We start from the raw sequence: 12592 nt of genomic DNA, 5'->3' as shown, positions 1-12592 counted from the left end.
TTAAATTATAATATTACATGAGTGGAATTAAATCATATAAGGAATTACTAATTTGGCAAAAAGGGATTAAAATTGTTTCCCTGACGTATCAGTTGGTAAAATCATTCCCGCAAGAAGAATTATATGCACTCACTAGTCAGTTAAAAAGGGCTTCTGTTTCAGTTCCATCAAACATCGCAGAAGGCTATGGCCGGAATACTGATAATTCATTTACCCATTTCCTAAATATATCCAGAGGGTCTCTGTTTGAGATTGAAACTCAATTAGTAATTGCAAATGAACTAGGATTTATAACTAACGAAGTTCTTTATAGAGAAATTCTAAATCTAATTGAAGAAGAATCAAAAATGATTAATTCTTTTTGCAAAACACTTAAAGACTAATCACTTTTCACTAATTACCAGTTACTAAACCATGAAAATAGGCCTTTATTTCGGAACGTATAACCCCATTCATGTTGGTCATTTAATCATTGCCAACCACATGGCTGAATTTGCCGATTTAGATCAGATATGGATGGTTGTTACCCCACACAATCCGCTTAAAAAGAAATCTACCTTGTTAGACGATCACCAACGCTTGCAAATGGTGTATTTGGCCACTGAAGATTATCCAAAAATAAGACCTTCAGACATCGAATTCAAATTACCACAGCCTAGTTATACGGTCAATACACTGGTTCATTTGCATGAAAAGTATCCATCGCATGGCTTTTCTTTAATCATGGGCGAAGACAACTTAAAAACGCTTCATAAATGGAAAAACTACGAAGTGCTTTTAGCAGATTACGATATTTATGTCTATCCTCGAATATCTGAAGAAGAGGAAAACATTGAATTAAAATCGCATCCAAAAGTGCATATCATTGATGCTCCAATTGTAGAAATCTCTTCTACTTTTATCCGAAACAGTATCAAAGAAGGCAAAAACATACAGCCTCTTTTACCGCCAAAAGTTTGGGAATATATCGATCATAATAATTTTTACAAGAAATAATTTCTACGCAATCTTGTCATTCCGAGGAACGAGGAATCACAAGTCCATAAAAAATGCCCCAAATAGTGTCTAACTTTTTGGGGCATGTTCAAAATTCAGGCTTTTACATTTTATAATGTAACGCTTATTTGAGATTTAACTCGAAATCTAATATCTGCTAAAGACTGCTCTGTTAAAAGTTTCCCGTCTCTGAAAACTTCTTTTAATTCGCCTTGTTTTTCTTCTTCCCAGGAAACATTGTCCGTTAAATGATATACCCCATCAATTAAATCAATTTTCATTAATCCTTTGGCTGATTTTTTAGTTCCGTCATCTGTGATTGGATCTTTAAAGATCGCTCTGCCTTCTCCATTAACTTCTCCATAAGTTGCTTTCATTGCAAAACCAAAAGTATCTCGGGTATTGTATTGATAGGTAAACGAACCGATCCCCAAAACAACGTTTGTAGAAGCAAATCCTTTTTCTTTTAATCTTTCGCAAATTTGGGTGGCCCTTGCTACCGTAATACTATCACCGTAAATGGCACCAATCTGCGGAATAAGCTCTTTATATCCTTTTGCATTAACCGTGCCTCCAAAAACATCCCAAAGCAGCTCAATTACTCCTTTTTTCTCTTCTGCTGTTTTTCCGTTTGGATTACCACAAATAATATCTACCGGATCGCCACTATCAGGTCGGATCACCACTTTACCTTCTCTGGCAATTATTTCTTCTTTCAATCGTGGTAAATAGTCGGTCAGAACTTTCCATAAATCCCAGGTATCCGAAACTATAGACACGATTCCTTTTGGATACACTTCTGTAACCAGTCTTTTAAACGTTTCGCATTCTCCTTCAGTGGTTCCCATACACATTACAGAGTGCTCTGTTGCCGCAACTGAACCTGCAATCAATTCGGTATCAGAGTTAGCATTATAATATTCTTCAAAAAAGTCAATTACCGGAATGGTATCAGAACCCGTAAAACTCAATAAATGTCCAGCAGCAGAAGTAATTGCTGCCTCGATTCCACCCATTCCTCTCATTGAGAAATCATGCGCCTGCCAATCTACAAATTCAGGAACTGATGCTGTTTCGTCGGCAAATTTATCCAATACTTTTCGATATTCTTTTGCAATAGTAGCAGAGTTACAAGGCAACCAGACTACAGCAGACAATAAGGTTTCGAAATAATTAGTTAGCCAGAAAAACTCCGGAAGCGTATTGTACATCGTAAACATGGGTACTCTTAATGGCACGCTAACACCTTCTGGCAACGCTTTAAAAACCATTGGAATATATCCTAAATCATGTAAATCTTCAATATGTTTGGTTCCAACCTGATTTTCCCCTAAATAATTGTTGATTCTGCGAGCGTATTTTTTAACGACTTCTTCTTTTGGTCTTTTAAAGAAATCGGCCTCAAAATCATGAATGATATATTTTTTGATGAAATATTGCAATCCAAAAAACACAACTTCTTCTAAACCTTCAATTCTTGATTTTCTTGGCGTCCAGTTGGAATATACTAATGTTGTTCCGTCTGGGTATTGTCTTCTGTGGTCAACTTTGTAACCGTCGGTTAATAATAATGGGTTCATAAAATTTCTTCGTTATTTTTTCAATTATTTATTTCTTCCTTTTTCATTTGGATAAAGCTCTTGTACTATATCACTTTGCCAAAATACTTTTGTCTCTACATCAAGCCCCGTTAATCTGCCATAAAAGCCAGCCCCGGTATCGACATTCCACACATTACATCCTTGCATTGGAATCTCTACATTATAATGAAGGGTTGGTGTGTGACCAATATAAATCTCATCATAAAGTAACAATCTTTTCGGATAGGAAAGCGAATCTTTTTTAATTCTCTTATCCATTGTCAAAGCCATTTCCCACAACGTTCTATCCCACGAATAATTGCTTTGGTAATGTTCTTTCTCCGGGCCATGCATGGACGAAAAACCGGCATGAATGAATAAATTGTTACTTTCGTCTACAAAGTAATCTTTCATAGTATTGAAAAAATGGCGATGTTTTTCTTTTTCCGAACGTTCAATATCGACATAACTCTCTATAGTCGATTTTCCTCCATGCAAAAACCAAATATCGTCTATAACATCATTCTCTAACCACTCCTGACACCAGACATCATGATTTCCTTTGATAAAAATACACTCCTGTTTTTGGGGTAAATCAATCAGAAAATCAATTAATTGTTTTGATTCACTCCAGCCGTCTACATAGTCTCCTAAAAAAATAAACCGATCCTTTTCTGAGCAATCCATTCTCTCTAACAACTGAATTAATGCTTTTAATCCGCCGTGAATATCCCCAAAAACAAAGGTTCTTTTCATGATTTAATTAAACTTATTTTCGAGAGCCGCATCTAATTTTATTAGAAAGTCTTTTCCAAATGTATCATTCTCCAAACCTTCATACAAAAATGCGGGCAGGTTTTCATCGCAGTTTTCTTTGTTACTTAAAATCGCCATACACAAGGCAGCAACCGTATCGGTATCTCCGCCATAATCGATACTTGTTTTTAAGCAATCTTTCATGGAAGTCGCTTCGGAAACGATTTTAATAACCGCCTGTGTAGTCGGATAACCGTGCATATCGATTGGCGAAGTAATTTTATAGGTTTCATTCTCCTTTAGCGTTTCGTTCAAAAATGACACTAAAGTCGATCCATCACCCAAATTGTATTTGAAATAGTGAACGGCCAAGGCAATACGCTTCGCACAACTAATCCCTTCAGGAGTATGATGAGAAGTTCTTGCCTGAATTTCGCAGAAACTCATCAACTGCTCTATATCTTTTAAATAACCAATACTATAGGCCCGCATAGCAGAACCGTTTCCGTTACTGCCATTGTTGATTATTTTAATGAAATCAGATCCATTTCTACTTGCGTCCAAGGCATTGTAGACTCTATCAGAGTATCCTCTTCTTTTATCTCGGTGAAATACCTCAACAAACTTATCGGCTACTTTGATTTCGTTCCAATTATCCTCTTCTAATAACAATTCTGAGATGGCAATTGCCATTTGCGTATCGTCTGTATAGCGTTTGTAAATTTCAGTATAAAGTCCGTGTTTGTGATACTGGGTTAAATGGTTGTTTTGAGCAATAAAATCTAAATCCCGAAATTCAAAACCTGCACCATATGCATCACCTATTGCTGCTTCTAGTATCATAATTTGTTGTGTTTTATAATTTTAAAATGATGCCTACTACTCCTTATAATTTAAACTCTATGTACTTTGCCGGAACCTCAGCGGTCAGCCAAACATTATTTTCGGACAGATAAAATTGAAATCCGTCTCTGTACATGGCACCACTTCTTACGGTTAGAATTTGGGGGGCTCCTCGCCTGCTTCCCACCTTTATTGCCGTTTCTTTGTCTTTGGAAAGGTGTACGTGCTGACGGCTCATTTTTTGTAAGCCATCAAGTTTTATGCTTTCCATAAATTTCCCAACGGTTCCGTGGTATAAAAACTCTGAAGGTTCGGCCTCCTTCAAGTTGAGCTCAACTGAAATTGAATGTCCCTGACTGGCTCTGATCTTTGTTTTGTCTTCATTAAAAGCAAAACGTTTTTTATCATTATTTTCTACCACATAGTCCAAAAGTTCAGCCGTCATCTGATTTTGGCTTCCATTTTTATTACATTTTATAATCAATTCTTCAACATCTGCCCATCCGTTTTCGTCTAAGTTTAAGCCGATGGTTTCAGGTGAATGTCTGAGCACCAGACTAAGAAATTTGCTGACGCTTTTTGCTGTTTTTTCATTCATAACTTTTATTATTTTAACTTTAAAAACAATCGTTCACACAAATCATCAATATCGTTTTTTCTTGCTAATCCCAAAATCCACTTCTGAGGAATGTTCTCAATTCCATAATAAATACCTGCCAAACCTCCTGTAATAGCTGCAGTTGTATCAGTATCACCTCCTAAGTTTACTGCCTTTAAAACGGTTCCTTCATAAGAATTCCAATTTAAAAAACACCATAAACTGGCTTCTAAACTATGAAGAACGTAACCTGACGAATGAATTTCATTTTCGGGATATTCGGCTATATTACTCTTTAAAATTCTATCAAACAATTGAAGTTCAACAGGACTAAATTTTTTATCTCGCAAAAAGCCAGCGACAACATCCTGCATCCTTCTATAAGCTTCTGTCTTATCATTGGCATTTAAAAGTTCTAAACAGTAAACAACATAAATAAAACAGGCAAATCCTGATCTAAAATGGGCATGGGTAATAGACGATACTTCTTTTACTTTTTTATAAATGACTTCGATATCTTTTTCATTTTTAAGATAAAAAACTAAAGGTAAGATTCTCATCAAAGAACCATTTCCGTTATCTTTTTCTTCAAAACCGCCGCATAATTCTGGTTCATGTCCTTTCCCAATATTATGAATTGCATTTCTGGTTGCTATTCCAATATCAAAAACCTTTCCGTGTGGCGTCCATAATTCTGTGTTATACCATTTTACAAAATTTCTTGCAATATCAGATAAATCATAACCATTACACAAACTTTCTGCTAAACAAAAAGCAAGTGAGCTGTCATCACTCCATGTTCCTGCTGGCTGGTGATGTGTTCCAAAACCTATCATTTCAGAAACAGGATTTTCTTTTAAATCAGATCTAGAATAAAACTCAACTGGAACACCTAATGCATCACCAACCGCTACTCCAAACAAGCCGGATTTAATTTTATAATTGAAGTCATTTTCTATTATATCATTATAAATTTTGAAATTCTCTTCATCAAAACAAACAAAAACAATTTTTTCGAAATGATTTTTTAATTCAAAATTATCGATCATATTAATCGCAATTTCCGCCGCCAAATCTTTTGGGAATTTATAAATACCAGTACTTATATTAGGAAAAGCGATTGTTTTTATATTATTTGTGACCGCCAATTCTAAAACACTTAAATAACAGTTTTGCAACAATTCGACTTCAAAACTTTTACCTCCGTTCCAAACAGGTCCAACAGTATGAATCACATATTTTGAAGGCAAATTACCAGCTGTCGTTAGCACGGCATCCCCAACTTTACATCCACCCTGTTTATTTCGAATTTGGGTACACTCCTCTAAAATGGCTTTTCCTCCTTTTCTATGAATAGCCCCATCAACCCCACCACCGCCTAATAAAGAAGTATTTGCTGCATTGACAATAGCATCAACGTGTATTTCGGTTATATCGGTTCTAATGATTTCTATTTTCATAACCTATAGTTATCTCAATTCATCCCTAACTTCCATCAAAGCAAAACCTAATAAATTCAGCCCTTTCCACTTTTCAGGATTCAGAACATCTTTATGGTCACCTGCCATTCCAATTCCCCAGATAGGATCAACGGGACTCGCTTCGACTATTACTCTTTCATCTGTGTTTAGCAAAAATGCTTTCAAATCGGGGTTTTGACTGAACTTATGGTAGTTTCCTTGTGTAACAATCTCAAATCGATTGGCTAACCAAAGTGTATCGTCATAATTTTTAACTTGACGTCCCAACTTTTTGGCTTCAGCAGGAGAATTGGCTTTAATAATTTTTGCTAAAACTTCATTGTCATTAAACAATTCGGCTTTTTTTGCCATCATCCAATGTTCGGCAGTTTTGTAAGTCACTTTATCAACGGTAAAGGCACTTAACCACCACTGACTGAAACAGGTTTTCGAAATGCTTCCATCTTTTGTTGGCTGGTGTCCCCAGAAAAATAAAAATTTACTTTCCGGAGCTATGGTATCTATATTGTATTTCATGTTTTTTGTTATTGAAACAAAGAAACGAGTTCTCTGTTATTCTGTTTCAGGTTCCTTATACAGCTTGAAACCTGTAACTTGAAACTTCTTAAATTAATTGATCCAATCCAATCACCTGAACGCTTTCACCTTCGAAGTCTTTTACTGAATTGGTGGTAAAAATGGCATCGAAACAATCCAAAACTTCAAAACCTTTATTAAAAATTCCGTGGCTTACGGCCAAATACAATTTTCCAGCATTTTTCTTTTTTAATTCTTCAGCCAGCCCTACGAAAGTTCCTCCTCCGTCGCAAATATCATCTACAATTAAACAGTCCATTCCGTTTAGATCGTCTTCATAAACTTTAAAACCAGATAGTCTTCCAGTTTTTACATCACGGCTTTTGCTGCATTCTACTACTTCAATACCTCCAAGAAATTCAGAAACTTTGTAAATTTTCTTTAATGCTCCGCCGTCCGGAGAAATTAATTTTACGTTTTCGCCAATGACTTTCAAAACCGCTGCAATAAAAGTATGATTCGGAATCACTTCGCAATTGTTTACTAAGGCCGGAGTCACTTCAGAATGCGCATCAAAAACAAACACTTTATTCAACTGAAGTGCATTAATGATATCAGCATATACTTTTACAGATAAAGATTCCCCTTTAATCATGACACGATCCTGTCTGGCTGCAGGAAAATAGGGAATAAAAAGATCAATTATTTTAACCTCCATTCTGCGCAATGCATCTACTGTGATGCACAATAAACCTAAATCGTTGAATGAATTTAATCGGTGTGTGATGGTTACTTTTTGGGTATTATCAAAATCAGGATTGATTTTAATATGTGGTTCTCCTCCTGAAAATGTAAAGCTTTGGAATTTTATTTCTTCTTTATTAAGAATTGGAGTGAATTTTGGGTCTAAATTAAGTATCATAGTATTTTAGTTTGCGTTAATTATACGCAAATATAAAGCAATATATTTATTAAACAATTTATTTTGTGTAAAATTTACGCAAACTTTATTTCAAAGTGAAACCCTTTCTCAATTAACTCTTTATATTTCAAATCGTTAAACTTGAAAAGTTTTGCAGGACGCCCACTTTTAACTGGCGAAAAATGATCGGTTTGATCTAAAAAGCCGTAGCTGAGTATCTTCTTTCTGAAATTTCGACGGTCTATTTCTTTCTCCAAAATGGTACAGTAAAGATTCTCGAGGTCAGAAAACAGAAATTCCTGCGGAAGTAAATCAAAACCAACGGGTTCATAAGTCAGTTTTGCTTTTAATCTTGTTATGGCAGTTTTTACGATTATATTATGATCGAATGCCAGATCAGGGATCTCATCAATTTTAAACCATTGCACGCGTTCGGCATCGGTATCGGCTTTAATTTCCAGACCTGAGGCATCTACTAAAGCATAATAGGCAACAGAAATTACGCGATTTCTGGAGTCCCGGTGAATGTCATCTCCAAAAGTATACAGCTGCTCCATAAAAGTAAGCTGAACGCTGGTCTCTTCATGCAACTCCCTAATCACAGCTTCACTTAAAGATTCGTCCTGTTTTACTAATCCACCCGGTAAAGCCCAATACTTATCGGCAGAGCCAAATTTTTGCTCAATTAAAAGCACATACAAACTGTTGTTCTTATATCCAAACACAATGGCATCAACCGCAATTCGAATATTTTGAAAATTTTCCATATTTAAAAACTCCTATCTCACAAATATAACGAATGAGAGTCAATTTTATAATCTATCACATCAGCAATAAATTATAAAATTGACTCTCATGAATATCCTTTTCCTTCGGCCTGCCTAGTTTATTGTTACGTTTCTCTTTGGAATAGAAGTACAATTTGCACCATCTTTTGCAACTGTAACTTCCGCTTTAACTTCATAGGTTCCTGCTGCCGGATAAAGATGTGTAATATCTTTACCTGTTCCGGTAGTCCCGTCTCCAAATGTCCAATTTACACTAACTAAAGTTCCGGTTCCGCTATATCCAACAGAATAGTTCATTAATTTTGGATTAGTAGCATCTGTAGAATTGTGCAATTTTACATAAATTGCTTCTGCAAAACAATCCAAGATAACCTCGTCGTCATGTTTGCTACAAGAATTAGCCGTATAAAATATCAGGGCAAGCATTAAAATTGATGCAATCTTTTTCATTTTTAAAAATATTAAGAATTTATCTCCCAAAATTATTCTTTAAAAATACAGAAAACAATGATTTTCATCATAATCTGTTACCAAAAAACAATTTTAACTCTTTGGAAATAATTTCAAAAAACGAATTCAGATTATTGTTTTTAGCGGTTAGCAGGTACACATACTCTTCCGGTACGTAAAAACTATTCCATAATAACTGCAATTTATTTTCTTTAATATATTTTCGTGCATTGCAGTTCCAGGTTATCGCTACTCCTTCATTATCGGATAACATCCTTAACATTTCAGATTCAGACGGAATAATATAGTTCGGAACCATAGAGGGCCTTTTTTTATTAAAAGCGTGTAGCCAAAATAACTTTATATGTGGAATTCTGGCATCGTGACTGTACCATTTTTGTTCATTGAGCCACTGCTCTACTTCCGTATAATTATCTGATTTTAATTTCTGACGGAACTCTGTTCCGTCCAAACGTACTGGTGCCACCATGATGAGCTTAATTTTCCCCACAATTTCGTAGACCGTATCAAAGGTGTCAAATCTTTTTGTGGTAATTGCGAAGTCAAGCTTTTTAGCATCCACTAACTCAAAAAGCACATCGTTTTCTGCAAAAGTAAAATCGATCAAATCGAACTTAGCAATCAACAGGTTTCCAATACAATTAAAAAGATTTTTGGAGATCCCAACAGAGATTAGCCGATTGGCATCTTCCGCTTTTGCCCGAAAGCTGCTTTCTACATTTTCAAGCCGATCCAGCGCATCTATAATTAAATTATTCAGTAACTTAGCGTATTCCGTTGGTTCTACGCCTTTTGACTTTCGATTGAACAATTTATTTCCAACATGTGCTTCCAGCATAGAGATTTGCTGGCTCACCGCAGGCTGACTCATAAATAACTCTTTTGCAGCGATAGAAAAATTCCCGTTTTTATATACAGCCTTAAAGGTTCTGTACCACTCCAAATTCACCATGATATAAATATATTTATAACAAACATAGTTTATTTTATTTTTACTGATATCACTTTAGTCGTAAATTTGATCAAAATTTAAACTTATGAAAAAGATAACCTTACTTACGATTATAGCCTTTAGTGCTTTTAGTACTTCAGCTATAGCACAAAAAGCAACGAAAAAAAGCACCAAAAAAGTACTATTTGTTGTGACCAGTAACGATAAACTGGGAAATACAGGAGAGAAAACCGGATTTTGGTCAGAAGAATTTGCTGCACCTTATTACGAATTGTTAGATCAGGGCGTCGAGATTACAATTGCTTCTCCACTAGGAGGTCAGCCTCCAATTGATCCTAAAAGTGCCGATCCGGCATCGGCCACTGAAGACACCAAACGTTTTGACGCCGATAAAACTTTACAGGAGAAGTTAAAACACACCCATAAACTTTCTACGATCAACCAGAAAGGTTATGATGCTGTTTTTTACCCGGGAGGTCATGGTCCGCTTTGGGATTTGGTAGAAGATAAAAGTTCCATTGCTTTAATTGAATCTTTCTATACTCATAAAAAACCCGTTGCTTTTGTTTGTCATGCTCCGGCAGTCTTAAAAAACGTAAAAGTTAAAGGCGAATTTTTAGTAAAAGGCAAAAAAGTAACCGGTTTCACAAATGCCGAAGAAGAAGCGGTGGGCTTAACCAAAGTAGTTCCGTTCTTATTGGAAGATGCTTTGACCAAAAATGGTGCTATCTTTTCGAAAGCAGCCAACTGGCAACCTTATGCTGTAGAAGACGGCCTTTTAATCACGGGGCAAAACCCCGCTTCATCTAAATTAGTAGCCGGAAAATTATTACAGCAATTGAATTAATAAAGACACTGAGATACTAAGGTTCTGAGGTTCTAAGCAACAGGACTTAGAAACATTAAAATAAAACAATTACTATAATGAAAGATGCTGAGACATTGAGATTTTAAGAATCTAAAGAAAACTTAGAACCATAGAACCTCAGCATCTTAGAAACTTAAAAAATTACCGGGCAAAACCCCGCTTCATCTAAATTAGTAGCCGGAAAATTATTACAGCAATTGAATTAATAAAGATTCTGAGGTACTAAGACACTAAGATTCTAAGTTATTAAACTAATGAACTTAACAATAAAAAAATAATGAAAGATGCTGAGACATTGAGATTTTAAGAATCTAAAGAAAAAACTTAGAACCCTAGCCCCTCAGCATCTTAGAAACTCTAAAAAAAATGCTAAACTTTGAATTATACAATCCGACGAATTTAATTTTCGGAAAAGGACAAATTGAAAAACTTTCTACTCTGGTTCCTAAAGATGCCAAAATCTTATTGGCCTATGGTGGTGGAAGTATTTTTAAAAACGGAATTCACGAACAGGTGATTCAAAACTTAAAAGGTTTCGATATTGTAGAATTTGGCGGAATCGAACCCAATCCGCATTTTGAAACGCTGATGAAAGCGGTTGCTGTGATCAAAGCTAAAAAAATTGATTTTATCTTAGCTGTTGGCGGTGGTTCCGTAATCGATGGTGTAAAATTTATTTCAGCAGCTGTAAATTTCGACGGAGATCCGATTGATATTCTGCAAAAACGATTACTTATTAAAGAAAATGCTATGCCTTTCGGAACTGTTCTGACTTTACCTGCAACAGGAAGTGAAATGAATTCGGGAGCGGTTGTCACTATTGAGGCAACTCAGGAAAAACTTGCTTTTGGCGGAAGTGCTCTTTTCCCTAAATTTTCAATTTGCGATCCGACTGTAATTGCTTCGTTACCAAAAAGACAATTACAAAATGGCGTTGTGGATGCTTATACGCACGTAATGGAGCAATACCTGACTTATCCGCACGAAGGTTTTTTACAAGACCGCATTGCTGAAGGAATTTTACAGACGTTAATTGAAGTTGGTCCAAAAGTGGTTGAAAATCCTACCGATTATGCTTTGGCTTCTAATTTTATGTGGAGCTGTACCATGGCTTTAAACGGATTGATTCAAAAAGGAGTTCCTTCAGACTGGGCAACTCACATGATCGGACACGAATTAACAGCCTTATACGGAATTGATCATGCCAGAACTTTGGCAATCATCGGACCTAGTTTATACCAAATCATGTTTGAGACCAAAAAAGAAAAACTTGCCCAATACGGCAGAAGAATTTTCAACTTAGCGGGTTCTGACGATGAAGTAGCAAAAGAAGCCATCAATCAAACGGTAGCATTTTTCCATACTATGGGAATGGATACTAAACTTTCGCAATACACAGACGATTATAGCAAAACGGCTGATTTTATTGTAAACCGATTTAATGAAAGAGGCTGGAAAGGTTTGGGCGAAAAACAACTAATTACTTTAGACAAAGTAAAATCGATTGTTGAAATGAGCTACTAAGGCATAAATTCTAAATAAAAAAATCCAAATTCCAATTTTAAGCTCATTTGGAATTTTACAAAAAAAGGCGTTCTCATTTTATGGGAACGCCTTCTTACAATACTAAAACAAAATTAACTAACTCAATTCTTGCTAAACTCATTAAATTCTAATTTATAAATAGTTACAACGTACTGATTACCTTTTTATTGTGTAATCGTTAAAATATTTTCTATTCCAATTTAAATCCTCCGGAAACCATTGTATTTAAAGAGCCTTTCCAAATTTCTTAAATGAGATTTTGTATTATTACTACAT

At 35.5% G+C, this 12592-nt stretch carries 14 protein-coding genes; 4 read left to right on the top strand and 10 right to left on the bottom strand.

Annotated elements, in window-relative coordinates:
- Positions 1-17 precede the first annotated feature (17 nt).
- Both JO950_RS00295 and nadD read left to right on the top strand, forming a co-directional pair.
- On the top strand, positions 18-383 hold the full coding sequence (locus JO950_RS00295; RefSeq protein ID WP_202700527.1) for a four helix bundle protein: 366 nt from the start codon (positions 18-20) through the stop codon (positions 381-383).
- A 31-nt stretch (positions 384-414) separates the two neighbouring features.
- On the top strand, positions 415-996 hold the full coding sequence (gene nadD, locus JO950_RS00290) for a nicotinate (nicotinamide) nucleotide adenylyltransferase (protein ID WP_202700525.1): 582 nt from the start codon (positions 415-417) through the stop codon (positions 994-996).
- Positions 997-1106: 110 nt separating this feature from the next.
- On the opposite strand, the gene JO950_RS00285 is transcribed toward nadD, so the two are convergent.
- From JO950_RS00285 to JO950_RS00240, 10 genes are all read right to left on the bottom strand, one after another.
- Positions 1107-2576, bottom strand: coding sequence for a nicotinate phosphoribosyltransferase (locus tag JO950_RS00285; protein ID WP_202700523.1), 1470 nt, complete (start codon positions 2574-2576; stop codon positions 1107-1109).
- A 24-nt stretch (positions 2577-2600) separates the two neighbouring features.
- Positions 2601-3332 (bottom strand): metallophosphoesterase, encoded by a 732-nt coding sequence (locus tag JO950_RS00280; RefSeq protein WP_202700521.1) that lies wholly within the window; start codon positions 3330-3332, stop codon positions 2601-2603.
- Positions 3333-3335: 3 nt separating this feature from the next.
- Positions 3336-4175, bottom strand: coding sequence for an ADP-ribosylglycohydrolase family protein (locus JO950_RS00275; protein ID WP_202700519.1), 840 nt, complete (start codon positions 4173-4175; stop codon positions 3336-3338).
- A 43-nt stretch (positions 4176-4218) separates the two neighbouring features.
- Positions 4219-4773: an RNA 2'-phosphotransferase gene (locus JO950_RS00270; protein WP_202700517.1), complete on the bottom strand. Its 555-nt coding sequence runs from the start codon at positions 4771-4773 to the stop codon at positions 4219-4221.
- Positions 4774-4781: 8 nt separating this feature from the next.
- Positions 4782-6233: an O-acetyl-ADP-ribose deacetylase gene (locus tag JO950_RS00265; RefSeq protein WP_202700516.1), complete on the bottom strand. Its 1452-nt coding sequence runs from the start codon at positions 6231-6233 to the stop codon at positions 4782-4784.
- A 9-nt stretch (positions 6234-6242) separates the two neighbouring features.
- The gene (locus tag JO950_RS00260; RefSeq protein WP_202700515.1) at positions 6243-6770 is read right to left on the bottom strand and encodes an NADAR family protein; all 528 of its coding nucleotides are present in this window, start codon (positions 6768-6770) and stop codon (positions 6243-6245) included.
- An 88-nt stretch (positions 6771-6858) separates the two neighbouring features.
- Positions 6859-7692: a ribose-phosphate diphosphokinase gene (prs, locus tag JO950_RS00255; RefSeq protein WP_202700514.1), complete on the bottom strand. Its 834-nt coding sequence runs from the start codon at positions 7690-7692 to the stop codon at positions 6859-6861.
- Positions 7693-7766: 74 nt separating this feature from the next.
- Positions 7767-8459 (bottom strand): NUDIX domain-containing protein, encoded by a 693-nt coding sequence (locus tag JO950_RS00250; RefSeq protein WP_202700513.1) that lies wholly within the window; start codon positions 8457-8459, stop codon positions 7767-7769.
- Between the two features lie 114 nt (positions 8460-8573).
- Positions 8574-8930 carry a PKD domain-containing protein gene (locus JO950_RS00245; RefSeq protein WP_202700512.1) on the bottom strand — a complete coding sequence of 119 codons (357 nt, stop codon included), beginning with the start codon at positions 8928-8930 and terminating at the stop codon, positions 8574-8576.
- A gap of 67 nt (positions 8931-8997) precedes the next feature.
- On the bottom strand, positions 8998-9903 hold the full coding sequence (locus JO950_RS00240) for a LysR family transcriptional regulator (RefSeq protein ID WP_202700511.1): 906 nt from the start codon (positions 9901-9903) through the stop codon (positions 8998-9000).
- A gap of 85 nt (positions 9904-9988) precedes the next feature.
- On the opposite strand from JO950_RS00240, the gene JO950_RS00235 reads away from it, so the two are divergent.
- Together JO950_RS00235 and JO950_RS00230 are read left to right on the top strand one after the other, a co-directional pair.
- Entirely contained in the window at positions 9989-10750 is a 762-nt protein-coding gene (locus tag JO950_RS00235; RefSeq protein WP_202700510.1) for a type 1 glutamine amidotransferase domain-containing protein, read from the top strand.
- Positions 10751-11137: 387 nt separating this feature from the next.
- Positions 11138-12295 (top strand): iron-containing alcohol dehydrogenase, encoded by a 1158-nt coding sequence (locus JO950_RS00230; protein WP_202700509.1) that lies wholly within the window; start codon positions 11138-11140, stop codon positions 12293-12295.
- Positions 12296-12592 lie beyond the last annotated feature (297 nt).

Source organism: Flavobacterium sp. UGB4466 (assembly GCF_903469665.1).
Taxonomy (GTDB): Bacteria; Bacteroidota; Bacteroidia; order Flavobacteriales; family Flavobacteriaceae; genus Flavobacterium; species Flavobacterium lipolyticum.
The sequence above is the reverse complement of the archived record's forward strand: the minus strand, read 5'-3'. Positions and strand labels throughout refer to the sequence as shown.

Bases quoted from the DNA above. Each gene is read 5' to 3' on its own strand.
- JO950_RS00295 (WP_202700527.1), top strand. From the start codon at position 18: ATGAGTGGAATTAAATCATATAAGGAATTACTAATTTGGCAAAAAGGG.
- nadD (WP_202700525.1), top strand. From the start codon at position 415: ATGAAAATAGGCCTTTATTTCGGAACGTATAACCCCATTCATGTTGGT.
- JO950_RS00285 (WP_202700523.1), bottom strand. From the start codon at position 2,576: ATGAACCCATTATTATTAACCGACGGTTACAAAGTTGACCACAGAAGA.
- JO950_RS00280 (WP_202700521.1), bottom strand. From the start codon at position 3,332: ATGAAAAGAACCTTTGTTTTTGGGGATATTCACGGCGGATTAAAAGCA.
- JO950_RS00275 (WP_202700519.1), bottom strand. From the start codon at position 4,175: ATGATACTAGAAGCAGCAATAGGTGATGCATATGGTGCAGGTTTTGAA.
- JO950_RS00270 (WP_202700517.1), bottom strand. From the start codon at position 4,773: ATGAATGAAAAAACAGCAAAAAGCGTCAGCAAATTTCTTAGTCTGGTG.
- JO950_RS00265 (WP_202700516.1), bottom strand. From the start codon at position 6,233: ATGAAAATAGAAATCATTAGAACCGATATAACCGAAATACACGTTGAT.
- JO950_RS00260 (WP_202700515.1), bottom strand. From the start codon at position 6,770: ATGAAATACAATATAGATACCATAGCTCCGGAAAGTAAATTTTTATTT.
- prs (WP_202700514.1), bottom strand. From the start codon at position 7,692: ATGATACTTAATTTAGACCCAAAATTCACTCCAATTCTTAATAAAGAA.
- JO950_RS00250 (WP_202700513.1), bottom strand. From the start codon at position 8,459: ATGGAAAATTTTCAAAATATTCGAATTGCGGTTGATGCCATTGTGTTT.
- JO950_RS00245 (WP_202700512.1), bottom strand. From the start codon at position 8,930: ATGAAAAAGATTGCATCAATTTTAATGCTTGCCCTGATATTTTATACG.
- JO950_RS00240 (WP_202700511.1), bottom strand. From the start codon at position 9,903: ATGGTGAATTTGGAGTGGTACAGAACCTTTAAGGCTGTATATAAAAAC.
- JO950_RS00235 (WP_202700510.1), top strand. From the start codon at position 9,989: ATGAAAAAGATAACCTTACTTACGATTATAGCCTTTAGTGCTTTTAGT.
- JO950_RS00230 (WP_202700509.1), top strand. From the start codon at position 11,138: ATGCTAAACTTTGAATTATACAATCCGACGAATTTAATTTTCGGAAAA.